The sequence below is a fragment of the Desulfonatronum sp. SC1 genome, assembly GCF_003046795.1.
GTDB lineage: Bacteria > Desulfobacterota > Desulfovibrionia > Desulfovibrionales > Desulfonatronaceae > Desulfonatronum.
This window is the reverse complement of sequence record NZ_PZKN01000021.1, coordinates 61240-84461: the sequence shown is the minus strand read 5'-3', so window position 1 is coordinate 84461 and position 23222 is coordinate 61240. Positions and strand designations below refer to the sequence as shown.

Genomic DNA, 23222 nt, shown 5'->3' with positions numbered 1-23222 from the left:
GGTGGGCGGGGCGCCAGATGATCCGTACAGCCCGGACCGTCATCCTTGCTCAAGCAGTCCCGCTCGGGCTCTCAACCTTTCCGGTTCATCTCCATTTTTCCTACAAGGTTCCAAAATGAACCACAAGGCTTCTCGAAAAGCTCCCGAAACACTCTCGGATCGCCGACCGATCAGCACTGGAAGTCCAGTCCAACCTCATGAATGTCTTGCCTCCCTGGTGCCGTTTTCGTAGTGTCGCGAAAATGCATGAGGGCATTCCTCATTGCGTCACCAACCGTCTCCCCTCAATATGTCTGAATATCTCTCACCTACCTCGAACATGACCGACGAGATCATGGCCGTGTTCGACAGCACCCCGGCCCTGCTCTGCGTCCTGGACGACGAACAACGCATCCTGTTCGCCAACCGGGCCATGCGCGACTTCTTGGACATGAGCGTCGAAGACCTGCACCTCGGCCGGGCCTGCGGCGCGTTCGGATGCATCAGGGCCCAGGAGCACCCGCGAGGTTGCGGATACGGCGAGAGCTGCGCCGTTTGCGAGCTGAATAACGCCATGCAGAGCACGCTCCAAACCGGTATCTCGTTTCAGGACATCGAATTCCGGACCACGCTGGTCAGCGGCGAGGGCCATAGGGACATGGTCCTGCTGGGGGCCACGGCCCGGCTGATGGTGGACAACCAGAGCAGACTCCTGCTGACCTTGTCCGACATTACCGACCGACACCGGATGGAACGGAACCTGCGCGAGACCCAGGAGCGTTTTCAGACCCTGTTCCATGCCAGCCCCAACCCGCTGATCCTGACCCGAATGAAAGACGGCGAAATCATTGAAACCAATGAGGCCTTCATGGCCCTGAGCGGCTTCAGTCGCCACGAAATCCAGGGAAAGACCACGCTGGGATTGAATATTTGGGAACATCCCGAACAGCGTGACATGTTCCTGGAATTGCTGCGAAAAAATGGAGCATGCTCCCACTTTGAAGCCAGTTTTCGGATGAAAAACCAAAAGAGGCTCACCGGACTGATGTTCGCCAGGATGATTCATTTTCATGGAGAACCGCACATTTTTTCAGCGGTCCAGGACATCAGTGAACGGGTCGCGGCCCGCGAGCAAATCCAGTACCAGATCGACCTGCAGCACCTGCTCATGGACCTTTCCCTGCTCTTCCTGAACGTGCCCATGGATTTCCTGGACGAGGCCCTGCAGGAAGCCCTGGCCCGGGTAGGAGCGTTTTCCAAGACTGATCGCGTTTATATTTTCTCCTACGATTATCAGCAGCAAACCATGCGCAACACCCATGAATGGAGTGCCCCGGAGATTAAGCCTGAAATCAACAACCTCCAAAACGTCTCGTTCGACGAAGCACCGAACCAGGTCAACCACCACCGATCCGGGAAACCATTTTACATCAACGACGTGAGCGCCATGCCCGAAACCGACCCGTTGCGAAAGCATCTGGCGGACCAAGACATCCTCTCCGTGCTCTCGTTACCGTTGTTGAACGGACAAGAGTGCATCGGATTCGTTGGCTTCGACTCGGTCCAGCGTCGGAGGGAGTGGTCGGCCACGGAGATCAAATTGTTCATGGTCCTGGCGGAACTCCTGGTCAACGTCATCCGGCGCAAACGTCGAGAGGAAGAGTTGAAAACGGCCAGGGCCGAAGCGGAACGGGCCAATATCGCCAAAAGCCGCTTTTTGGCCACCATGAGTCACGAAATCCGTACACCCATGAACGGCGTGGTGGGCATGACCGAATTGCTCCTGGATACGGAGTTGAACGAGGAACAGTCCGAATACGCCCAGGTGATCCATGCCAGCGGCGAAGCCCTGCTCAGGCTGATAAACGACATCCTGGACTTCTCCAAAATCGAGGCCGACAAGCTGGAACTCGAAAAAGTGCCTTTTTCCCTGCCCGAGGTTCTGGACGCGACGGTGAACATGCTGGCCGTGACGGCCCAGACGAAAGGCCTGCACCTCGGCTGGCAAATACATGACGACGTGTCCATCGCCCTTGTGGGCGACCCCCTGCGCCTACGCCAGATTCTGCTCAATCTGTGCGGGAATGCCGTGAAATTTACGGAAAAGGGAGAAGTGAGGATTGAGGTTGAAGAGGTTCAGGGAGAGGTTCACGGTTCACGGTTCAACGGTTCAACGGTTGAAAAAACGACGGACGGTGTTGACGTAGGGGCGAAAAATATTTTGCCCGACGGTGTCGCGCCAAATACAACACATACCGGCGACACCACGGACCCAACCGTGAACCGTGAACCATTAATCCGTGAACCCAATACCCTACAGTTCCGCTTCAATGTTCACGACACGGGCCCGGGCATCCCCGCGGACAAGCTCCAGCTCCTGTTTCAATGCTTCCAGCAGGTGGACGCCTCCACAACCCGACAATTCGGCGGCACCGGCCTCGGATTGGCCATCTCCAAGCGTTTGGCGGAAAAGATGGACGGAAAAATCGGCGTGGAAAGCACTGAAGGCCGGGGCTCCACCTTCTGGTTCACGGCTCGGTTCGGCAAGCAACCCGGATCATGCGCCTCCGAAAGCCCGAGCCGAACCATGCTTCGAGAAGTACGCCCGCCCGAACAAACGGAACAGATTCCTCAAGTTCAGCCGGGCCTCCGCGTCTTGCTGGTGGAGGACAACCCGGTCAACCAACTCGTGGCCCGGAAGATGTTGCAAAAAATAGGCATTTTCCCGGATACAGCGAACAATGGACAAGAAGCCGTGGTCGCCGTGAAAAAGCAGGTCTACGATCTGGTGGTCATGGATATCGAAATGCCGATCATGGATGGGCTGGAGGCGACGGGAAAAATAAGAAGTCAGGAGTCAGAAGCCAGAAGTCAGAGTTCCGACCCCCAGGTCTCAGGTTTCAACCCTCAGCCCTCCCATCGGCGTACGCCGATCATTGCCCTGACCGCCCACGCCGTGCATGGAGACCGGGAACGATTCCTGGCCGCGGGTTTCGACGACTACCTGACCAAACCTCTGCGATTCGAGGCCTTGCACGAAACCGTGATCAAATGGATGCAACCGACAAGTTCGTCCGACGGGCCTCTTTCGAAGACCACATCCTGCATGGAGTCGGCCATGGGAACCGACGTTGTCTGCAACAAGCCGGAACTCTTGGACCGGGTCATGGGGGATCACGACTTGGTTCGGGATGTTCTGCGCTCTTTGGTGGACAACGGAACTCAGCGGATCGAGACCATCAAGACCTACCTGACCAGTGGCGACGCCCAGGCCGTCGGCGAGGAAGCCCACGGCCTCAAGGGCGCGGCCTTGAACTGCAGCTGCCCGCACTTGGCCGAAACTGCCCGAAAAATGGAGGACGCGGGTCGAAACAACGACCTCGACGCGCTTCGAAGCCTGCTTCCACGGTTGGAGCGGGACTTCACGGCGGTGTACGATCTGGTGGCGCGCTCGTCCTTCTAACCTTCCGATCCACCTGAACCGCCTTCGGCGGGCATTTTGTTTGCTTCCTCGGCCTTGGGCTTGCGTCGGCGGCGTTTCTTCCTGGCCGCCGCGACGGAAGGATCGGCCTGAGCGGCCTGGGCCGCGGGCTTTTTCCGGAGCTTGGGTTCGGCGTCGACCTCGGGGCGAGGCGGGGAGACGTTCATGGAGCGCTGGTACATCTCGTCCAGGAGCAGGGCCAGCAAGGCCGCGGTGTCCTCGTTCTGGGCGAAGCTGGGAATGGTCGGGAGGAAGCGGGCGGCCCGCTCCTTCTGGGCCAGGGTCAACCGGCGTTGCTTGTTTTCCAGCAGCACGGTGATCCGGTTCTCCAGCGCGGGCAGAACGTCGGCCTCCTCCGGGGCGGGGCGCTCCAGCATCTTGATTCCGAACCTGGTCGCGATCCGACCCAGCTCGATCTTCTCCATGATGTCCACCAGGGTGATCACCGAGCCCGAAGCTCCGGCCCGTCCGGTTCGCCCGGCCCGATGGATGTAGGACTCCGGATCCTCCGGGGCTTCGTACAAAAAGACATGGGACAGCCCAGGGATGTCGATGCCCCGTCCGGCCACGTCCGTGGCCACCAGAAAGCGCAGATTGCCGGAACGGATCCGGGCCAGAACTTCCTCGCGCTTGTTCTGGGTGAGGTTGGAGGAAATATCCTCGGCGTCAAACCCGTACTGCTTGAGAATCGCCGCCACGAACTCCACGTTGTTTTTCGTGTTGCAGAAAATGATCGCCGAGGTTGGGTTTTCCATCTCCAGCAGGCGGATCAAAACCTTGTCCCGCTGCATGGGCGGAACCACGCAGAAGGAATGGTCGATCTCCGCGATATGCACCTGATCCCCGGACAGGCCGAGAAAGGCCGGCTCGCTCAAGAACTCACGACCCAAGCGGATCACGCTTTCCGGGTAGGTGGCCGAGAACATGAAGGCGTCGTAGCCCGAGGACGGCAGGTAGCGCTGCAATTCGCGCATGTCCGGGTAAAAGCCCACGGAAAGCATCCGGTCCGCCTCGTCGAAGATCAGGGTGCGCAGACGATCCAAAGTAAGGTTGCGACCGAGCAGGTGATCCAGAATCCGGCCCGGAGTGCCCACCACTAAATGCGCGCCCTGACGAAAGGCGTCCCGCTGGGCCTGGTAGCCCACGCCGCCGTAGACCGGAACCACGTTCAACCCGCTCTCCCCGGCCAAAACCTTGGCCTCCTCGGCCACCTGCCGGGCCAACTCCCGTGTAGGAGTCAGCACCAGGGCCTGACAATCCGGCCGGGAAACATCGATCCGCTCCAGCAAGGGCAAGATGAAGGCCCCGGTCTTGCCGCTCCCGGTCCGGGCCTGTACCATGACGTCTTGTCCGGCCAGCACGTACGGAATGGCCTTGGTCTGAACCAGCGTCAGATCCGACCACCCTGCACGGGCAAAGCCCTCTCGCAGCGCCTCTGGCAATCCGGCCAACTCTGCCTCAGGCAGTTCAGGATTCGGGCCAGCTATCTGGGATTGTTGATTGGTATTCTCTTCGGTCAATTGTTGCTCCTCGGTTGTCAAGATATTTTTGATAGTTCCCCAAGACTCACCAATCCATGGTCGTCTTCCACGCTGTGGCAAGACGTTCCACGGACACAGTGAGCACCGGGGCGTCGGCGTTGTTGATCCGTAATGTCGGGCCCTGGTCCACGTGACCGATGTGGGACAGGGCTTGGCCCGCGAACAGAGCCTCGAATTCCGCCGCTTGGTCCGGGGCCACGCAGACCAGCAGGCGACCGGCGGATTCGCTGTAGAGCAAGATTGTCGTGGGCAAAGCTATCGGACAGGCAGGAACCTGAGCCAGATCAATCCGCGCGCCCAGGCGTCCGCCAATGGCCATTTCCGCGAGAGCCGCCCCCAGGCCGCCGTCGGAGAGATCGTGGGCCGCCCGGACCAGGCCGGAGCGGATGGCCGCGTGCAGGGTGTGGTAGCGTCGGCGATTGGCCAGGGCGTCCACCTGAGGGATTACCCCTTGAGGCAGCCCGAGGTCGTCGGCCAGTTCGGAGCCGCCCAGCTCGGAGCGGGTCACGCCTAAAAGATAAATCAGATCACCGGGCTGCTTGAAGTCCGAGGACACGCAGGCCCGGACGTCCTCCACCACGCCCACCAGGCTGAAGAGCACGGTGGGCGGAACGGAAATCTTGACCCCGGCCACGGAGTAGTCGTTCTTCATGGAGTCCTTACCCGAGACGCAGGGCACGCCGTAGGCGAGGCAGTAGTGAGCCAAGGCCTGGTTGGCCCGGACCAGCTGGGCCAGCTTGTGGCGGCCGTCCGGGGTCTTTTCGGACTGGACCGGGTCGCACCAGCAGAAGTTGTCCACTCCGGCCATCCGCACGGGATCCGCACCCACGGCCACGGCGTTGCGCACGGCCTCGTCCACGGCATTGGCGGTCATCCAGTAGGTGTCCAAATCGCTGAACTTGGGGCAGATTCCATGGGAGACCACCAGACCCCGGTGGGAATCCAGCAGCGGGCGGATCACCGCCGCGTCCGTCGGGCCGTCGGCCCGGACGCCCATCAAGGGCTTGATCACGCTCCCGCCCTGGACCTCGTGGTCGTACTGGCGGATGACGTACTCCTTGCTGCATACGTTGAGCCTTCCGAGAATCCGCTCCAATAGTTCGCCATGGTCGATGTCGCCGCCGAGCTCGATCCGAACATCATGCTGTTCCGGCGGCGTCCAAACGGCCTCCAGGCGCATCTGGGGCGTGCCGTTGTGCAGGAAATCCATCTCCAGGCTGCCCACCACCCGGTCACCAAAGCGGATGTGGAACAGCCCGCTGTCCGTGAACGTCCCCAGGGCCGTGGCCTCCACGTCCATGCGCCGGGCCAGGGCCAGGAAGGCGTCCAGTTCCTCCGGGGCCACGGCCGCGGTCATCCGCTCCTGGGCTTCGGAGAGCAGAATCTCCCAGGGCGTCAGTCCGTCGTACTTCAGAGGAGCCAGACTCATATCCAGATCGCAGCCGCCGCTGTCCTGGGCCATCTCCCCCACCGAGGAACTCAAGCCCCCTGCGCCGTTGTCCGTGATGGCCCGGTACAGACCCCGGTCCCTGGCGGTCATCAGAAAGTCGTACATCTTGCGCTGGGTGATGGGATCGCCGATCTGCACCGCGGTGGCCGGGGAGTCCTCATGCAGTTCCTCGGAGGAAAAGGTGGCCCCGTGGATGCCGTCCTTGCCGATCCGGCCGCCGATCATCACGATCACGTCTCCGGGCCGGACCTCCTTGTCATGGCTGAGCCGTCCGGCGACCACGGACGGCATGATCCCCACGGTCCCGCAGAAGATCAGCGGCTTGCCCAGAAACCGCTCGTGAAAGACCAAGGAGCCGTTGACCGTGGGAATGCCGGACTTGTTCCCGCCGTGCTCCACGCCCTCGCGCACGCCCTCCAGCACCCGGCGGGGATGAAGCAGCCGCGGGGGCAGGGGTTGATCGTAAAAAGGCGAGCCCAGGCAGAAGACGTCGGTATTGCAAAGCAGGTTCGCGCCCAGACCCGTGCCCATGGGATCGCGGTTCACGCCCACGATCCCGGTCAGGGCCCCGCCGTACGGGTCCAGAGCCGAGGGGCTGTTGTGGGTCTCCACCTTGACGCAGATGTTGTGATCCTGGTCAAACCGGATCACCCCGGCGTTGTCCTTGAACACGGAAAGGCAGAAGTCGTCCGCGCCCATGCGTCGGCGCAACAGGGCCGTGGGGTTCTGGATAAAGGTCTTGTACAGACTGTTGATGGTTTTCGAAGCGCCCTCGGTAGTCAAGGAACCGTCCGGATTCGTGATCCGATAGTCTATTTGGGCGTTGAAAATCTTGTGTTTGCAGTGCTCGGACCAGGTCTGGGCCAGGGCCTCCAGTTCGACGTCCGTAGGCGCGTCCGGCAGCCCCTGGGCTGCGCGGGCCGCGCGGACGTCCGACCGCTCATAATAGCCGCGGATGGCCAGCATTTCCTCCAGGCTGAGCGCCAGAACGCCCTTCCGGCTGATCTCCAGCAGTTCCGCGTCGCTGAGACCGGAAAGCGGGATGGCCTGAACCTCGTCGCTGGGTCGGCCGACCACCTGAGCGGCCCGGGCCGGAAAACCGGGCTCGGCCTGCCACTGGGCAAAGCTTTTCAGGTCGAAGCGCTGGATCAGTTCATTGGCCAACAAATCCGTGGCGATGCGCCGGGCGTCGTGTTCGTCGAGCTTTCCGGAAAGCAGGTGCCGGGTGGAGGTGTATACGGCGAAATCCTTGGGCCAAGGCGTGGGCAGGCCCAGGACCATGGCCACGCTCTGGGCCGCGGTCCGGCCTTCGTTGTCCGTCACTCCGGGCCGAAACCCCACTTCCAAGGTCCAGGCGAATCCGGTTTCCGGAACAGGCAAGGGCTTCAGGGAAGCTTGATGCAAAATGGGGTCGTGGAGCACATGGCGCTCCAAGACCAGATTGATCTGGGCTTCGTCCAGCCCGGCCACGGTAAAGACCTTGATGGTCCGGACATCGCCCACGGCCAGACCCAACTCCTGGGAAATCTTCCGACTGATCCGGTTTCCCAGGGTATCCGTCACATGGGGCCGCAGGCCCACTTCCACCCGCCACAACATAGGCGCTCCTGTTCTCTTTTTGGGTTCAACGGTTCACGGTTCACGGTTCCCACGCTGGGGCATGGGAACGAGAAAAGGCTCGATAACGTAGGGGATGGATTTCCTGGTGAAACGATTACGATTCCCCAGGTGGGGCGTCTTGGTCGGGCTGATGAAAAAGCGGCGTTGATGCGGGAGGCGGCCATTTCGGATTTGCTCCCGGCGTGGGGGCCGGGACTATTTTTCGCGGTGCAGGGTGTGTTGGAGGGCTTCCTGAAGGGCCGCGCGTTCCGGGCATTCAGGAAGAGAAGTCAGCGCCTTCTCGGCCAAAGTAACGTACTGAGCCGCCCGAGCGCGGGTCTTTTCCACGCAGCCTGCGGCGCGCACCGTCTGAATGACCCGACCATGGCGGACCGTATCCTGAACGGAAAGCGCCCCGGGATCGGCCGCCCCGCCCAGGGCTCGCAGCCAGCCCAGGGTTTCTTGACGCTCGGCCTCGGGCAAGGTTTCCAGGTAGCAAATCAGGGGCAGGGTCAATTTGCCTTCCCGCAGATCATTGCCCACGGGCTTCCCGGCCACCTCGGCCTTGGCCGAGTAATCCAGGGCGTCGTCCGTGAGCTGAAAAGCAACGCCCAGGTTGATGCCGTAGTCCAGGGCGGCCTGGGCTGCTTGCTCGTCCCCGCCGGCCGCCAAAGCCCCGCAATGACAAGCTGCCTGGATCAGATAGGCCGTCTTGCCGGTGATAATCTCCAGATAGTGCTCCTGGGACAGGGTGGGCCGCTTGATCCACTCCAGCTCTTGAATCTCCCCGGAAGCCGTACGCATGATGGCCTCGGCCACCCTCCAACTCAATCGGACGTCGCCATACTCGGCCACGAGCTTGTTGGCCAGGGCCAGCAGCACGTCCCCGGCCAGGATGGTTTCGGTCTTGCCGTAGACGAGATGGGCCGTGGTCCGGCCACGACGCAGGTCGCTGCCGTCCAGGATGTCGTCATGCAGCAACGTGGCCGAATGCAGAAACTCCATGGAACAGGCCAGGGGGTAGATGTCTGAGGCACCTGGAGAAGAGGGAGAGAAAGCAGATGGAGCGGACGAAACGCGTTCACCCGTGCCGCGAGAAACGCACCGAAAAAAAAGAATGGTCAGCAACGGCCGCAACCGTTTGCCTCCGGCCATGAGCACATGCTCGGCCACGGCACGGACCAATTCCGGCAACTCCCGGGTCTTCCGGGCCAAGCGGTCGTTGATGATTGGCAATTCGTCCTGAAGAAAGCCTTGAAGAACGTGCATCCGACTCTTGTTATCCGCTTCCCTTGTCCAAGGCAAGGATTTTTCTCTTACATGGACTGCCGCCGCGCTTCGGTTAAGTCTGTTTTTTCGGACAATGCGAGATTCCGGACTGGCAATTTCATTTCGAAACGTCTAAGATGTGGTCTTGCTTTTGTTCCTATTTGGACATAGTCCGCCACGTCTTTTTTTTCAGACGTACACCTTGTCCTTTCTTCCTTTCACCTGAAAACACCTGCACCTTTTTTTCTAAAATGGGTTAGTACACGGCACATTCCGACTACGGCACGTTTTTTGGTAGGGTACCGGGCAGTCGTAATGTGCATGCGCCCGGCTCCCGCGGGAGCCCCCCTATCTTTCTGTTATCCCTATTCACGGAGGTTATTTCATGGCCAAAAAGATTCAAAGCGTCGACGGCAATACCGCAACGGCTCACGTAGCCTATGCCTTGAGTGAAGTTGCCGCCATTTACCCCATCACGCCTTCCACCCCCATGGGCGAAGTCAGCGACGACTGGGCGGCCAAGGGCCGCAAGAACGCCTGGGATCAAGTCCTGGCCATTCGCGAAATGCAGTCCGAGGCCGGCGCCGCCGGTGCCGTCCATGGCGCCCTGGCCGCGGGTGCCCTGACCACCACCTTCACCGCGTCCCAGGGCCTGCTGCTGATGATCCCGAACATGTTCAAGATTTCCGGCGAGCTGCTGCCCGGCGTGTTCCATGTTTCGGCCCGGGCCGTGGCCGCCCACGCCCTGTCTATCTTCGGCGATCACCAGGACATCTACGCCACCCGCCAGACCGGGTTCGCCATGCTGGCTTCCAATTCGGTCCAGGAAGCTCACGACATGGCCATGGTCGCCCACCTCAGCGCCATTGATTCCTCCGTGCCCTTCATGCACTTTTTCGATGGGTTCCGGACGTCCCACGAAATCCAGAAAATCGAACTTACGGACTACGCGGACATCGCCAAGCTGGTGGACCAGGAAGCCTTGGCCAAATTCCGGGCCCGGTCCATGAACCCGGAACACCCGCACATTCGGGGCACGGCCCAGAATCCGGACATCTATTTCCAGGGCCGGGAAGCCTCCAATTCCTTCTACGCCAAGATTCCGGCCATCGTGGCCGCGAACATGGAAAAGGTCGGCCGGCTCACCGGACGCCCCCTGAAGCTCTTCGACTACGTGGGCGCGCCGGACGCGGACCGGGTGATCATCGCCATGGGCAGCGGCTGTGAAACCATCGAGGAAGTGATCAATTATCTCCAGGCCAAGGGCGAGAAGATCGGCATGATAAAGGTCCGGATGTACCGCCCCTTTGCCCCGGACGCGCTGTTCGACGCCTTGCCGGCCACGGCCAAGACCGTGACCGTCCTGGACCGGACCAAGGAACCCGGATCCCTGGGCGACCCGCTGTATCTGGACGTCTGCACCGCGGCCCTGGAGCGCGGAGTCAGCGGCGTGAAATTCCTGGCCGGACGCTACGGCCTGGGCTCCAAAGAGTTCAGCCCGGCCATGGCCGCCTCGGTCTACCAGAACATGGCCCAGGCCCAGCCCAAGAACCACTTCGTGGTGGGCATTGAGGACGACGTTACCAACACCTCTCTGCCCCTGGATCCCTCCTTCCCGGACGTCACCCCGGCCGGCACCATCCAGTGCAAGTTCTGGGGACTCGGCGCGGACGGCACCGTGGGCGCGAACAAGGAAGCCATCAAGATCATCGGCGACGCCACGGACATGTTCGTCCAGGCCTACTTTGCCTACGACTCCAAAAAGTCCGGCGGGATCACCATCTCCCACCTGCGCTTCGGCAAATCGCCCATCCAGTCCACCTACCTGATCACCCAGGCCGACTACGTGGCCTGTCACAACCCGGCCTACGTCACCCAGTACGACCTGCTGGAAGGGGCCAAGCCCGGCGGGACGTTCGTACTCAACGCGCCCTGGTCCCTGAACGAGCTGGAGGACAAGCTGCCCGCCTCCCTGAAGCGGGACATCGCCGCCAGGAAGATGAAGTTCTACACCATCGACGCGGTGAAAATCGCCCAGGAAGTTGGCCTTGGCGGGCGGATCAACATGATCATGCAGACCGCCTTCTTCAAGCTGGCCGAGGTCATTCCCTTTGATCAGGCCGTGGCCATGCTCAAAAATTCCATCAAGAAAGCCTACGGTGCCAAGGGCGACAAGATCGTGAACATGAACAACGCCGCCGTGGACAAGGCCGCCGAGGCCCTGCAGCCCGTGGACTACCCCGCTTCCTGGGCCGACGCCTCGGGACAGGCCCAAGCTGCCCGCCAGGAACCGGAATTCGTTTCCAAGGTGATGCGGCCCATGCTGGCCCAGCAGGGCGACAAGCTGCCCGTATCCTGTTTCACCCCGGACGGCACCTTCCCCACCGCCACGTCCCAGTACGAAAAACGCGGCGTGGCGATCATGGTTCCGGAATGGATCGCCGAAAACTGCATCCAGTGCAACCAGTGCTCCTTCGTCTGCCCGCACTCGGCCCTGCTCCCGGTCCTGGCCAAGGACGACGAGCTGGTCGGCTCGCCGTCCTCCTTCGACGTGGTCGAGGCCAAGGGCAAAGAACTCAAAGGCTACAAGTACCGGGTCCAGGTGGATACCCTGGACTGCATGGGCTGCGGCAACTGCGCGGACATCTGCCCGTCCAAGGAAAAGGCCCTGGTCATGAAGTACTTGGCCACCCAGACCCCGGCCCAGGTTCCCAACTACGACTTCGCCGTGACCGTGCCCTTCAAGGACACCGTCATGAGCCGGACCTCGGTCAAGGGCAGCCAGTTCCAGAAGTCCCTGATGGAGTTCTCCGGGGCCTGCGCTGGTTGCGGCGAGACGCCCTACGTCAAGGTCATCACCCAGCTCTACGGCGAGCGGATGATCATCGCCAACGCCACGGGCTGCTCCTCCATCTGGGGCGCGTCCGCTCCGTCCACTCCGTATGCGGTGAACAAGGACGGCCACGGCCCGGCCTGGGGCAACTCCCTGTTCGAGGACTGCGCGGAGTTCGGCTACGGCATTGCCCAGGGCATCCGGCAGCGCCGGGAGCGGTTGGCCAATCTGATGGAAGCCGCGCTGAACAACGGCGCGGACGGCGAGTTGGCCTCGGCCATGCGCTCCTGGCTGTCCGGCAAGGACGATCCCGAGGCTTCCCGGTCCGCCGGCGACAAGCTCAAGGTTCTGCTGGCCGACAACTCCGATCCGAAACTGGCCGAAATCAAGGCCTGCGCCGACCTGTACACCAAAAAATCCATCTGGTCCTTTGGCGGCGACGGCTGGGCCTATGACATCGGCTTCGGCGGCCTGGACCACGTCATGGCCTCGGGCGACGACATGAACATCCTGGTCATGGATACCGAAGTCTACTCCAACACCGGCGGCCAGTCCTCCAAGGCCACGCCCACCGGGGCCATCGCCAAGTTCGCCGCCGCGGGCAAGCAGATCCGCAAGAAGGATCTGGCCCGGATGCTGATGACCTACGGCTACGTGTACGTCGCCGCCGTGGGCATGGGCGCGAACAAGAACCAGTTCCTCAAGGCCCTGACCGAGGCCGAGAGCTACAAGGGACCGTCGATCATCATTGCTTACGCCCCCTGCATCAACCAGGGCCTGAAGAAAGGCATGGGCAAGACCCAGGAACAAACCCAAAAGGCCGTGGAATCCGGCTACTGGCCTCTGTTCCGCTACGACCCCCGTCGTGCCCTGCGCGGCGAAAACCCGCTGGTCATCGACTCCAAGGCCCCGGACGGCACCATCCAGGACTTCCTGCTGACCGAAAACCGCTTCGCGGCCCTGGCCAAGTCCAACCCCGAAGACGCCAGGAAGCTGCGCGAGGCCGTGGACAACGAGGTAAACGAGCGCTGGCGGATTCTGAACCTGATGGCCGAGGCCAACCCCTACAGCGAAACCAACGTCGCCCCGCTGCCGGCCTGCATACTCACGGACACCGCGGAACACGCCACCCCGGACAAGAACATCGAACCCTGCGACTCCGGACGGGGAGAGTAACCCCCATCACACAACCGCCTCCCTGAGTCTCGGAGGCGCTTCAAAAAACACGAACGCCGGGGCCATTCATGGTCCCGGCGTTCTTTTTTCAATCCATTGGCGATGCCAAGGTCTGTCGACACCGTCCTGTTCTTGCCGTGTCAGCTCAACGGATTCTGACGGCTTTTTCCGTCCCGCTCCTCCAGATCTCATGGCCGATCATCGGTAATGGATACAGCCCCCTCTCGGCTGACCGGGATTGATATCGACGGCTTCGCCGACTTCGCCCCCCTCTTCACTTGCCCAATACCGATCCACCAAATGCCGCTTCCGGACCAATTCGGCCAGCACGGAGTCCGGCAGAAGAAACCGGAGATCGCGGCCCACGTTCCAGTAGTCCCGGATCATGGTCGAGCTGACGTCCACCAGGGGCGGATGGATCAACAGGATCGACCGCGCGCCGCCCTCCAGGGGCCACTCCCAGACACGTCTCCAATCCCGTTCACGCAAATACGGCTCGCCGCTTCGGGGCCAATGGTCGCGGACAAAGGCCCGCATAGTTTCCAGGGCCATGTCCTGTCGGGCAACAGCCACGAAATGGGCCTTGCTGGTCAAGGCCAGGCCGTTTTTCCAGGAGGGCAGGGTCAGCAGATCCGGAACGCCGACCAAAAAAAAGAGCTGGCTTTCGGGCATTGCCCGAGCCAGCTCTTCCAGCGTGTCTCCGGTGTACGACGGACCGGGGCGACCGCCCTCGATCAGGGAGCAATGCAGGTCGACCACCCCACGAATCGCAAGTTGGACCAGGCGGCAACGCAGCCCATAGGGCAACAGCCCGCGCTGCTCCTTGTGCGGCGGGATCGCGGCCGGAACCAGTTCCACCCGGTCCAGCTCCAGGATTTCCAGGGCTTCAACGGCCAGACGCAGATGGCCGTGATGCACGGGATTAAAGCACCCGCCGAAGACGCCGACCTTCATGCAGCCGTCACGTTACGTCATTTTCAGGTTCATTCCCGGACTTGGCCCTGGCCAAGGCCGACGAACTTCACGCCGGTCAGTTCCCGAACCCCCATGGGGCCGTAGGCGTGCAGCTTGGACGTGCTGATCCCGATTTCCGCGCCCAGGCCGAGCTGACCGCCGTCGTTGAACCGGGTGGAGGCGTTCACCAGAACCAGGGAAGCGTCGGCCTCGCGCAGAAAACGCATGGCCCGATCGTGGTCCCTGGTGAGGATGGCCTCGGTATGGTTGGAGCCGTGAAGAGCGATATGCTCCAGGGCTTGATCCATGTCCCGAACCACTCGCACGGCCAGGATCAGGGCCAGAAATTCCCGACCCCAGTCGCCTTCCTCGGCCGGTTCGGCGTCGGCCATGGGCTGGAGCAGCGGCAGGCTTTCCGGGCAGGCTTTGAAGCGCACATCCGCAGACCCCAGACGTTCCGCGACCTTCGGCAGGAACATTCGCGCCTCGTCCTGGTGCACCAGCAGACATTCCAAAGCGTTACACACACCGCAGCGCTGCACCTTGGCGTTGAAGACGATTTCCAGAGCCTTGTCCAGATCCGCGCCCTGATCCACATAGACGTGGCAAACCCCCTTGTAGTGCTTGAGCACGGGCATGGTGGCCTGGTCGGCCACGGCCCGAATCAGGGACTCGCCGCCGCGGGGGATGACCACGTCGATGAATTCGTCCAGCTTCAACAAATGGCCTACCGCATCCCGGTCCGTGACCGGCACCAGTTGGACCGCGGCCTCAGGCAGTCCGGCGGCCCGCAAAGCCTCGGTGATCAGACCGGCCAGGGCCTGGTTGGAATGAAACGCCTCGGAGCCGCCCCGCAGGATGGCCGCGTTGCCAGCCTTGAGGGTCAGGATGGCCGCTTCGATGGTCACGTTGGGCCGGGATTCGTAGATCATCATCACTACGCCCAGGGGCACGCGCATCCGTCCGATGCGCAGCCCGTTGGGCCGTTGCCACATGGTTTCGATCTCGCCCACCGGATCGGCCTGGGCCATGACCTCCAGGCAGGCCTGGGCCATGGACTCGACGGTCACCTCGGTCATCCGCAGCCGATCCACCCGGGCCGCGTCCAACCCGGCGGCCAGGGCCGCGTCCACGTCCCGCTGGTTGGCTTCCAGCACTCGTCCGCCTTGGTCCCGCAACAGCCGGGCCAATTCCCGGAGCACATCGTCCTTGCGTTTGCCCTCGGCGGTGGCCGTCAGCCTGGCCGCGTCCCGGGCCCGTGTCGCCAACCGGACCATATTTTCTTGCAGTTCGTTCGCCATATACCCTCCAACCTTGATGATATCGGCCACCGGCTTGCCCGGCATCGCCCTTCCTGATAGCCATGCGTGACGCCCCCACACCGAACCAAGGAATCGCCCATGCACGACGCCATCCGCGCTCTGATTCAAAACGAACAAAGCTGTGTTCTCGCCACATCTCAGGACAACCGGCCGCATACATCCCTGATGGGCTTCGCTCCTTCCGATCTTTGCACGACCTTTTTCATGGCCACCTACCGCAACACCAACAAGTTCGCAAACCTCCAGACCAATCCGGAGGTCAGCCTGCTCTTGGACGATCGTGGTATGCAACCAGAACAGGACCGCCGAGAAACCAAGGCCTTGACCGTACATGGCCGGGCCGAAATTCTCGAAGATCCGGAACAATGCCGCGCCGTCGCGGACAGCCTTCGCCGACGCTTGCCGCACCTGCAAGACTTTCTGAACGGCCCGGACATCGCCTTCATCGCCGTCCAGGCCGCGGATTTCCTGCTGCTGCAAGGGCCCACCGAGGCGATCTTCGAGACTGCCGATCCCTCGGACCCATAAATCGACGCCGCCTAACTCCGCGCGGGCTTAACATTCTTTTTGAAAACTGGTTGAAATGCGGCGAAAAAGCATGGAAGCGCGCTTCGCCCTCAACCTTCCGTTCGCATTGGAGATTCCCACTCAACCCAGACAGCCAAGGAGGCAGGTCTGATGGACACTTCAAAATTTGCCGTTCCAGCCCTTGCGATCGGCATCCTTGTCATTGTCGGCACCGTGCTCGCCACGTTTCTGCTCGGCGCTTCCGGACTCAACGGAACCATTATTTCAGCCGTGGCCGGTCTTGTCGCCTTGGCCGTCGTGGGGACGCCGCTGATGCTCCAGAACCACGCGCTGGCCGAGGCATCCGCCGTGCTGAAAGATCTCGCGGAAGAGAATTTTCAGAAGGACACTTTGGAGTCCACCCGGGGAGCGAAAAGCCTGCCAAGCCTGTTCACGGCCCTGGAGGCCGTGTCCCATGCCTTAAAACACGAAAAGGGTCTGAGCAAGGGGATTATCGAAGGACTGCCTACGCCGTTTCTGCTGGTGGACACCAAGGAACGGGCCTTGTTTACGAACCAAGCCTGCCTGGACATGGTCCAGATCGACGGCTCCCCGAAAAAGCAGCTTGGCCGGACTCTGGCGGAAATCTTCTATAACGACCCCTCACGCCAGACCGCTGTAGGCAAAGCCATCAAGACCGGCGAGGTCTTTCGCAATCTGGAGGTGACCATTACCGGACACAAAGGCGGAGTGCGCCACGTCCTGGCCAACGTCTGCCCCTTGTATGACCTGGACGGCGTCTGCATCGGCGGCTTCTGCCTCTACGTGGACATGACCGCCCTGAAAACCAAGGAAGCTGAAATCTGCGAGCAAAACGAGATCATCTCCCAGGCGGCATCACAGGCCACCCAGGTCTCCAACTCCATGGCCTCGGCCGCCGAAGAGTTGGCGGCCCAAGTGGAGCAGGCCAGCCGGGGCGCGGAGCAGCAGCGGGACCGGACCGGTGAGACGGCAACGGCCATGGAGGAAATGAACGCCACGGTCCTGGAAGTGGCCAGAAACGCTTCCCAGGCCGCCGAGGCCTCGGACCTGTCCCGGACCAAGGCCCTGGAGGGCGCGAAAGTGGTGGACGAATCCGTGGCGGCCATCAACAAAGTCCAGCAGCAGTCCGAAGAACTGAAGTCCAACCTCGGTCGGCTGGGACAACAGGCGGACCAGATCGGGCGGATCATGACCGTGATCGAGGACATCGCGGACCAGACCAACCTCCTGGCCTTGAACGCGGCCATCGAGGCGGCCCGAGCCGGGGACGCCGGACGCGGCTTCGCCGTGGTGGCCGACGAGGTGCGCAAGTTGGCTGAGAAGACCATGAACGCCACCAAGGAGGTCGGACAAGCCATCTCAGACATTCAGCAGGGAACCAGAACCAATATCGAAGGCATGGACAAGGCCGCCGCCGCGGTTGCCGAGGCCACGGCCCGGGCCAACACCTCCGGCGAGGTCCTGCAGGAAATCCTGGCCCTGGCCGAACAGGCCGCGGACCAAGTTCGCTCCATCGCCACCGCCGCGGAACAGCAGTCCGCCACCAGCGAGGAGATCAACCGCGGAGTAGAGGACATCAACCGGATCTCCGCGGAAACCAGCGAAGTCATGAACCAGTCCGCCCAGGCCGTCTCCGAACTGGCCCGGATGGCCGCCGAACTGAACACGGTCATCGATGGAATGCGGACCCAGGCGAAAGACGAGTGTCTGACGGACTGATGAATAGCCGGGGGTGAAACCGGCGGACATTACGCCATCAATATTTTCTATTCCGAAGATAACGGAGGCTACATCGCCGACAGCCGGACCTGGAGGCCTGTTCGGCGTTCGGCGAGACGCCGGAGGAGGCTCTCAAGGAGGTCCAACAGGCAAAAACGGTATGGTTGGAAGCCGCTCGCGCCGAGAACAAACCCGTCCCCGACCCAAAATATCGACCCGTCATCGACCCATCATCTATCACGCGGTCGCGGCTTGATGGGAATGCCAACAACTCGCTTTCAAGCTCCTGCCCCAAACGTCAAAAGGCCGGTGTGATCGCACCGGCCTTTTTCACGTAATGGTGTCGGTTAGGAGCACGGCGCACCGTGCCCCTACCGCCCTGTTAGTCTTCCAATGTTGAGGTATCCCCCAATTCCTGGCCGAGTTCTTCGGCCTTGAGTACACGGCGAACGATCTTGCCACTGCGGGTCTTGGGCAGTTTGTCCCGGAACTCAATGGTCTTGACGATGGCCACGGGGCCGAGTTCGTTGCGGATATGGACCTTGAGTTCCTTGACCAGATCGTCGGAGGGCTCGAAGCCTTCGGCCAGAGTGACGAAGGCCTTGGCCACCTCGCCTTTGATCTTGTCCGGGATGCCGATGGCCGCGGCCTCGGCCACGGCCTTGTGGGCCACCAACGCGCTTTCCAGCTCCGCGGAACCAAGACGGTGCCCGGCGATGTTCATCACGTCGTCCGAGCGGCCCTGGATCCAGATGTAGCCGTCCTCGTCCTTGCGGGCCATGTCCCCGGCCAGGTACACGCCGGGAATTTTCTCCCAGTATGTCTGCTTGTAGCGCTCCGGATCCTTGTACAGGGTCCGAAGCATGGACGGCCATGGCTTACGGATGATCAGCAACCCGCCCTTGCCAGGAGGCACGGGATTACCCTTCTCGTCCACCACGTCCGCATCAATGGCCGGCAGCGGTTTGGTGCAGGAGCCGGGCTTGAGCACGCTCACTGGCAGCGGGCTGATCATGATCGAGCCGGTCTCGGTCTGCCACCAAGTGTCCACCAGCGGGCACTCGGAGCGGCCGATGTTCTTGTAGAGCCAAACCCAGGCCTCGGGGTTGATGGGTTCGCCCACCGAGCCGAGGATGCGCAGCGAGGACAGGTCGTGCTTCTTGGGGTACTGGGTGCCGAAGCGCATCAGCATCCGGACCAGAGTCGGCGCGGTGTAGAGGATGGTCACGCCGTATTTGGCGATCAGGTCCCAGACCCGGTCGGCCTGGGGATAGAGCGGGTGGCCTTCGAAGATGACCGAAGTAGTTCCGGCGATGAGCGGTCCGTAGACCACATAGCTGTGGCCGGTGATCCAGCCGGCGTCAGCGGTGCACCAGAAGATGTCCGTGGGCTTGATGTCGAAGACCCAGTTCAGGGTGCGGTTGATGCCCACCTGGTAGCCGCCGTGGGTATGCACGATGCCCTTGGGCTTACCCGTGGTCCCGGAGCTGTAAAGCAGGAAGAGCATGTCCTCGGAATCCATGACCTCCGTGTGGGACTCCGAACTCTCGGCCCGAACCAGTTCCTCGTACCAAAGATCGCGGGCTTCCTGCATTTCCACCTGAACATTAGCCCGATGCACGACGACCACCGTCTCCACGCTGTCGCAGTTGGGCCCCATCAGGGACTCGTCGACAATAGACTTCAGATGCACGGCCCGACCGTTGCGGTAAAAGCCGTCCGCGGTGATGATGACCTTGGGCTGGGCGTCCTCGATCCGGTCACGCATGGCCTTGGCCGAGAACCCGGCAAAGACCATGCTGTGAATGGCTCCGACCTTGGCCGTGGCCAGCATGGCGATCACGGTTTCCGGCAGGGGCGGCATGTACAGCAGAATCCGGTCGCCCTTCTGCACGCCAAGGGAGCGCAAGGCGTTGGCGAACTTGTTCACCGCCCGGTACAGCTCGAAATAGGTCATCTTCCGGGAATCACCGGCCTCGCCTTCCCAGATGATGGCCAACTTGTTCTTGTTGCCCGTCTTGATGTGCCGGTCCAGGGCGTTGTGCACGATGTTGCACTTGGCTCCGGTGAACCACTTATAAAACGGAGCGTCGCTCTCATCCAAAACTTTGTCCCATTTTCGGAACCATTCCAGTTCCTTGGCTGCCTCCTCCCAGTAGGCCAAAGGATCGTCCACAGCCTGCCGACGGGCGTTTTCCAGGGTTTGGGGATTGGCATTGGCCTCAATGACCATCTGCGGCAAAGGCCGAAAAACGCGATCTTCGTGAAGCAGGGTTTCCAGGGCGCCGTCTTGTGACATGATGTCTCCTCCTTGGCGGTGAGCTTGTAAACGTCGTTACATGACGTGCGCGTCGCGCACGGATCGAAAGCGAACCACCTTGTCGTGGTTCCCGGTATGGCCGCATCCAGAACACGAACCGACCTGAAAGACGCATTGATTATCGGCGAAAGGGAAGGGCGAAAGGGTAAACGGCAAAGAGCGCCGCGAACTCAGAGGCCGAGAATCTGCTTCAAATCCGCGATTCGGCGGCGGCTGACCGGCAGTTCGATACGCTTTTTTCCGGTGGTCCGAAGCATGAAGTTGCTGCCTGGCAGAGATGCAATTTCCGTGACCAGTTCCAGGTTGACCAGAAACTTTCGATGCACCCGAAAGAATCGGTGCGCCCGCAAACGGTCTTCCAGGTACTTTAGGCGGAACGAGGTCAGGTATTTGTCCTGATTGGTATGCACGAAACTGTAGTCTTCGTAAGCCTCCACGAAGACGATCTGGCTGTAGGGTACCAGAATAACCCGACCGTCCAGAGTGATGGGCAATTTCTCGATCTCCACGGGTCGGGCCTGGTTGTAATCCCAGGCCTGACGCAGGGCCTTAAGGAAATTGTCCTCTTCCTCCTCCCCCATGGAAATCTGCAGGGTTTCTTCATCGCCCTCAAAATCCGCGACTTGCCTGGATTTGCCCTCGGGCTCGGCGATATGCGCGTCGGCCGAGAGCTGACACAGCCGGGTCAAGGTGCGCTTCATCCGCTCATCCGAGCAGGGCCAGAGCAAGTAGTCCATGGCCCCCAACTCAAACGCCTTAAAGGCGTGGGCTTCGTCCGCAGCCAAAAAAACCATGGCCGGGCGATGCTTTCGCTGCCCGAGAATCTGGGCCAGTTCCAGGCCACTGACCCCGTCGGGCAGGTCCAGTCCCAGGAAAAAAGCATGATAGCCAACCCCTTCCAACAGTTCCATGGCCTCAAAGGCGGAAACGGCCTCCCCCAGCACCTTCACACCGTCCATCTCCCGCAGTTGTCGACGCAGTTCGTGTCGAACCTGGGGGTCGGGATGGATCAGCAATACGCGGAGTTCGCTCATGACATCACCATTTACTCGTTGATGGTTGGTAAAAATACCGGTTCAAACGGTCCCTCCGGCCCATGCTCCATTCGCCGCCGTTTCCAGGTGCCGCAGCATGGAGAGATCCGCTGGGTGATTGACGTTGAAAAACGGCGTGGCTTCTGACCGAGGATAGGGAATATGATGCCGCATCGGCTCGGTCAGAATCCTGTTGAGTTGATACAGCCCCTGGTCGAACCCCTGCTCCAGCAAAGGCAGGGCCTCGGGTTCGTACACCGCGACCAGGGCTTCGATGTATCTGGTGTCTTCCTGCTGAAAGGTGGTCATCAAGGCCGTCTTCGGCTTCTCCCGCCATCCGGCCTTGAGACGGCGCAAAGTGCGATCGTCCATCAACGGCAGATCGCAGGACACCACAAGGCACGAGCGATTGAGCCTCCGCAAAACCGTGGCGATCCCCCCCGCAGGACCGCGCCCTGGGACGTCGTCAAGGAAGCTCGGCACGTTCAGCCCGTGTTCTTCCGGAAGCCTGCCGACGACATACACCATGTCGCAGTGACGCTTGAGCAGGTCCACGGACCTGGACAGCAAGCTGACGCCGGAAAAAACGATCCGCGCTTTGTCGTGGCCCAGCCGACTACTCTTCCCCCCGGCCAGCACGACACCGGCCGGCACCCCCCCCCGATTCATGGTCGTCACCCTCGTTTGCGGCCAGTGTGAAATACCACGGTTGGTCGACTGCAGCCCATGAATCAGGGCTAGAAGCCGAAAGCCGACAGGGTCGGCCGAACATGCCCCCTGGCCTGGGCCAGCACATCCATGGACAAGGACTCCAGGTCGTCCAGCACCGGGACGGAAATCCTGTCCAGTTGCCGGAAGTCAGCGGTTTTGACGTACATCCGACACTGATCGCAAAGGTCGACCCGAAATCCGCGCAATTCCTCCACGTCAAAATAGTGCAGTTTTTGCGGATCCCGTTCGCCACAGTAAACGCATCCGATCCGCGCGACGCGATACGCGCTTTGGCAGAAGGAACAGTGCATCATCCGCAGCCCTTCACGGGTTTCCAGGCTGGAAAGATACGGCAGACTGCCGCAGACCGGACAATGGCCATGCTCCCAGACTCCGTTCAACGGGCGAGTCTCAATGATCCGGCGAGCCATGCTCCTGATGAACGGCGTCAGGGCGCTTTGCGCCAGGAAAAACGACAATTTGGGGGTGGTCGGAGTTTTTTCGGCCCATACGGCGAAAAATTCTTGGTCCTCATCCAGATACGCCCGGAACAGACGTTCGGCACTGAGTTCCTTGGTCTCCAGGGCCTCCATCACCCGGTCCGCCCCGATCCCCAATTCCGATCCCATGACCCTGAGGTCCTCAAGGATGGCCATCAGCAGCTCATGGGCCGATTCCAGGTCCAGGGGAAAAGAGGCCCGGGGCAACAAGCTGGCCCCCTGGACATGGCGTTCTGGGGTGGTCAACTCGGATAATTCGACCAACGTCTCGGCCCCGGACGCCTGCTCGGCCATGGCCCGATATTGTTTTCCGGCCACTGTTTCCAAAAGGGTCAGCATGGCCGCCGGGAAATTGCCTTTGGCGCGCAACGCGCCAATCTTTCTTGAAAAACGTTGTTCTTCTTTTGCCAAGTCAGTCATAATCAGATTTTCCTCCAGGATAAATCAACCTCTACGGGCATAACAGAGACTCTTTCCAATGCCGTGGGCTCCACGCGGGAATCGACGCCTTCTATCAAACCGATCTTTTTCGAAGCCATAATTGAACAGCCAAGGACAATCAATCAATGAACCAGAATTCCTTAGTTGACTGCCCCATGATATTCTAAATGAAGTTAAAAATGCGTCTTTTTCCGACAAAAGGCTTGACTTTTTCGCGAGCGAAAGGCAAAAAGCTTTTTTTGCCGCAAGCATCGTCGCGAGCAGTAATAGGCGCGTAGCTCAGGGGGAGAGCACTTGCTTGACACGCAAGGGGTCAGGAGTTCAAATCTCCTCGTGCCTACCAT

13 protein-coding genes and 1 tRNA gene are annotated in these 23222 nt (G+C 61.1%); 5 read left to right on the top strand and 9 right to left on the bottom strand.

Annotated features, from left to right (window positions below; genetic code table 11):
• The first annotated feature begins 289 nt into the window (after positions 1 to 289).
• Positions 290 to 3442, top strand: a complete 3153-nt coding sequence (locus tag C6366_RS12170) for an ATP-binding protein (RefSeq protein ID WP_146164843.1) — start codon at positions 290 to 292, stop codon at positions 3440 to 3442.
• Here the strand turns inward: C6366_RS12170 and C6366_RS12165 are convergent.
• The 3 genes from C6366_RS12165 to C6366_RS12155 form a co-directional block, all read right to left on the bottom strand.
• Positions 3439 to 4980, bottom strand: a complete 1542-nt coding sequence (locus tag C6366_RS12165) for a DEAD/DEAH box helicase (protein ID WP_107738223.1) — start codon at positions 4978 to 4980, stop codon at positions 3439 to 3441. The two genes, C6366_RS12170 and C6366_RS12165, sit on opposite strands and share 4 nt — an antisense overlap.
• Positions 4981 to 5026: 46 nt before the next feature.
• Positions 5027 to 8050, bottom strand: coding sequence for an AIR synthase-related protein (locus C6366_RS12160; protein WP_107738221.1), 3024 nt, complete (start codon positions 8048 to 8050; stop codon positions 5027 to 5029).
• A gap of 216 nt (positions 8051 to 8266) precedes the next feature.
• The gene (locus C6366_RS12155; RefSeq protein WP_107738219.1) at positions 8267 to 9319 is read right to left on the bottom strand and encodes a polyprenyl synthetase family protein; all 1053 of its coding nucleotides are present in this window, start codon (positions 9317 to 9319) and stop codon (positions 8267 to 8269) included.
• A 385-nt stretch (positions 9320 to 9704) separates the two neighbouring features.
• On the opposite strand from C6366_RS12155, the gene nifJ reads away from it, so the two are divergent.
• Positions 9705 to 13328 carry a pyruvate:ferredoxin (flavodoxin) oxidoreductase gene (nifJ, locus tag C6366_RS12150; protein ID WP_107738217.1) on the top strand — a complete coding sequence of 1208 codons (3624 nt, stop codon included), beginning with the start codon at positions 9705 to 9707 and terminating at the stop codon, positions 13326 to 13328.
• A 198-nt stretch (positions 13329 to 13526) separates the two neighbouring features.
• Here the strand turns inward: nifJ and nadD are convergent, their stop codons facing one another.
• Entirely contained in the window at positions 13527 to 14282 is a 756-nt protein-coding gene (gene nadD / locus C6366_RS12145; RefSeq protein WP_107738215.1) for a nicotinate (nicotinamide) nucleotide adenylyltransferase, read from the bottom strand.
• A gap of 29 nt (positions 14283 to 14311) precedes the next feature.
• Positions 14312 to 15583 carry a glutamate-5-semialdehyde dehydrogenase gene (locus C6366_RS12140; RefSeq protein WP_107738240.1) on the bottom strand — a complete coding sequence of 424 codons (1272 nt, stop codon included), beginning with the start codon at positions 15581 to 15583 and terminating at the stop codon, positions 14312 to 14314.
• A 99-nt stretch (positions 15584 to 15682) separates the two neighbouring features.
• Here C6366_RS12140 and C6366_RS12135 point away from each other — a divergent pair, with 99 nt between their 5' ends.
• Positions 15683 to 16132, top strand: coding sequence for a pyridoxamine 5'-phosphate oxidase family protein (locus tag C6366_RS12135; protein ID WP_107738213.1), 450 nt, complete (start codon positions 15683 to 15685; stop codon positions 16130 to 16132).
• Between the two features lie 150 nt (positions 16133 to 16282).
• On the top strand, positions 16283 to 17872 hold the full coding sequence (locus C6366_RS12130; RefSeq protein WP_107738211.1) for a methyl-accepting chemotaxis protein: 1590 nt from the start codon (positions 16283 to 16285) through the stop codon (positions 17870 to 17872).
• Between the two features lie 382 nt (positions 17873 to 18254).
• Here the strand turns inward: C6366_RS12130 and acs are convergent, their stop codons facing one another.
• The 4 genes from acs to C6366_RS12105 form a co-directional block, all read right to left on the bottom strand.
• Positions 18255 to 20171: an acetate--CoA ligase gene (acs, locus tag C6366_RS12120; RefSeq protein WP_107738209.1), complete on the bottom strand. Its 1917-nt coding sequence runs from the start codon at positions 20169 to 20171 to the stop codon at positions 18255 to 18257.
• A 191-nt stretch (positions 20172 to 20362) separates the two neighbouring features.
• Complete coding sequence (locus C6366_RS12115; protein WP_107738207.1) at positions 20363 to 21226, bottom strand: LytTR family DNA-binding domain-containing protein; 864 nt, start codon at positions 21224 to 21226, stop codon at positions 20363 to 20365.
• 42 nt (positions 21227 to 21268) lie between these two features.
• Complete coding sequence (locus C6366_RS12110; RefSeq protein WP_107738205.1) at positions 21269 to 21895, bottom strand: molybdenum cofactor guanylyltransferase; 627 nt, start codon at positions 21893 to 21895, stop codon at positions 21269 to 21271.
• Between the two features lie 68 nt (positions 21896 to 21963).
• On the bottom strand, positions 21964 to 22857 hold the full coding sequence (locus tag C6366_RS12105) for a formate dehydrogenase accessory protein FdhE (protein WP_107738203.1): 894 nt from the start codon (positions 22855 to 22857) through the stop codon (positions 21964 to 21966).
• Positions 22858 to 23146: 289 nt separating this feature from the next.
• Here C6366_RS12105 and C6366_RS12100 point away from each other — a divergent pair.
• A tRNA-Val gene (locus C6366_RS12100) sits at positions 23147 to 23221 on the top strand.
• Position 23222 lies beyond the last annotated feature (1 nt).

Bases quoted from the DNA above. Each gene is read 5' to 3' on its own strand.
- nifJ (WP_107738217.1), top strand. From the start codon at position 9,705: ATGGCCAAAAAGATTCAAAGCGTCGACGGCAATACCGCAACGGCTCAC.
- C6366_RS12135 (WP_107738213.1), top strand. From the start codon at position 15,683: ATGCACGACGCCATCCGCGCTCTGATTCAAAACGAACAAAGCTGTGTT.
- acs (WP_107738209.1), bottom strand. From the start codon at position 20,171: ATGTCACAAGACGGCGCCCTGGAAACCCTGCTTCACGAAGATCGCGTT.
- C6366_RS12105 (WP_107738203.1), bottom strand. From the start codon at position 22,857: ATGACTGACTTGGCAAAAGAAGAACAACGTTTTTCAAGAAAGATTGGC.
- nadD (WP_107738215.1), bottom strand. From the start codon at position 14,282: ATGAAGGTCGGCGTCTTCGGCGGGTGCTTTAATCCCGTGCATCACGGC.
- C6366_RS12110 (WP_107738205.1), bottom strand. From the start codon at position 21,895: ATGAATCGGGGGGGGGTGCCGGCCGGTGTCGTGCTGGCCGGGGGGAAG.
- C6366_RS12130 (WP_107738211.1), top strand. From the start codon at position 16,283: ATGGACACTTCAAAATTTGCCGTTCCAGCCCTTGCGATCGGCATCCTT.
- C6366_RS12140 (WP_107738240.1), bottom strand. From the start codon at position 15,583: ATGGCGAACGAACTGCAAGAAAATATGGTCCGGTTGGCGACACGGGCC.
- C6366_RS12160 (WP_107738221.1), bottom strand. From the start codon at position 8,050: ATGTTGTGGCGGGTGGAAGTGGGCCTGCGGCCCCATGTGACGGATACC.
- C6366_RS12170 (WP_146164843.1), top strand. From the start codon at position 290: ATGTCTGAATATCTCTCACCTACCTCGAACATGACCGACGAGATCATG.
- C6366_RS12155 (WP_107738219.1), bottom strand. From the start codon at position 9,319: ATGCACGTTCTTCAAGGCTTTCTTCAGGACGAATTGCCAATCATCAAC.
- C6366_RS12115 (WP_107738207.1), bottom strand. From the start codon at position 21,226: ATGAGCGAACTCCGCGTATTGCTGATCCATCCCGACCCCCAGGTTCGA.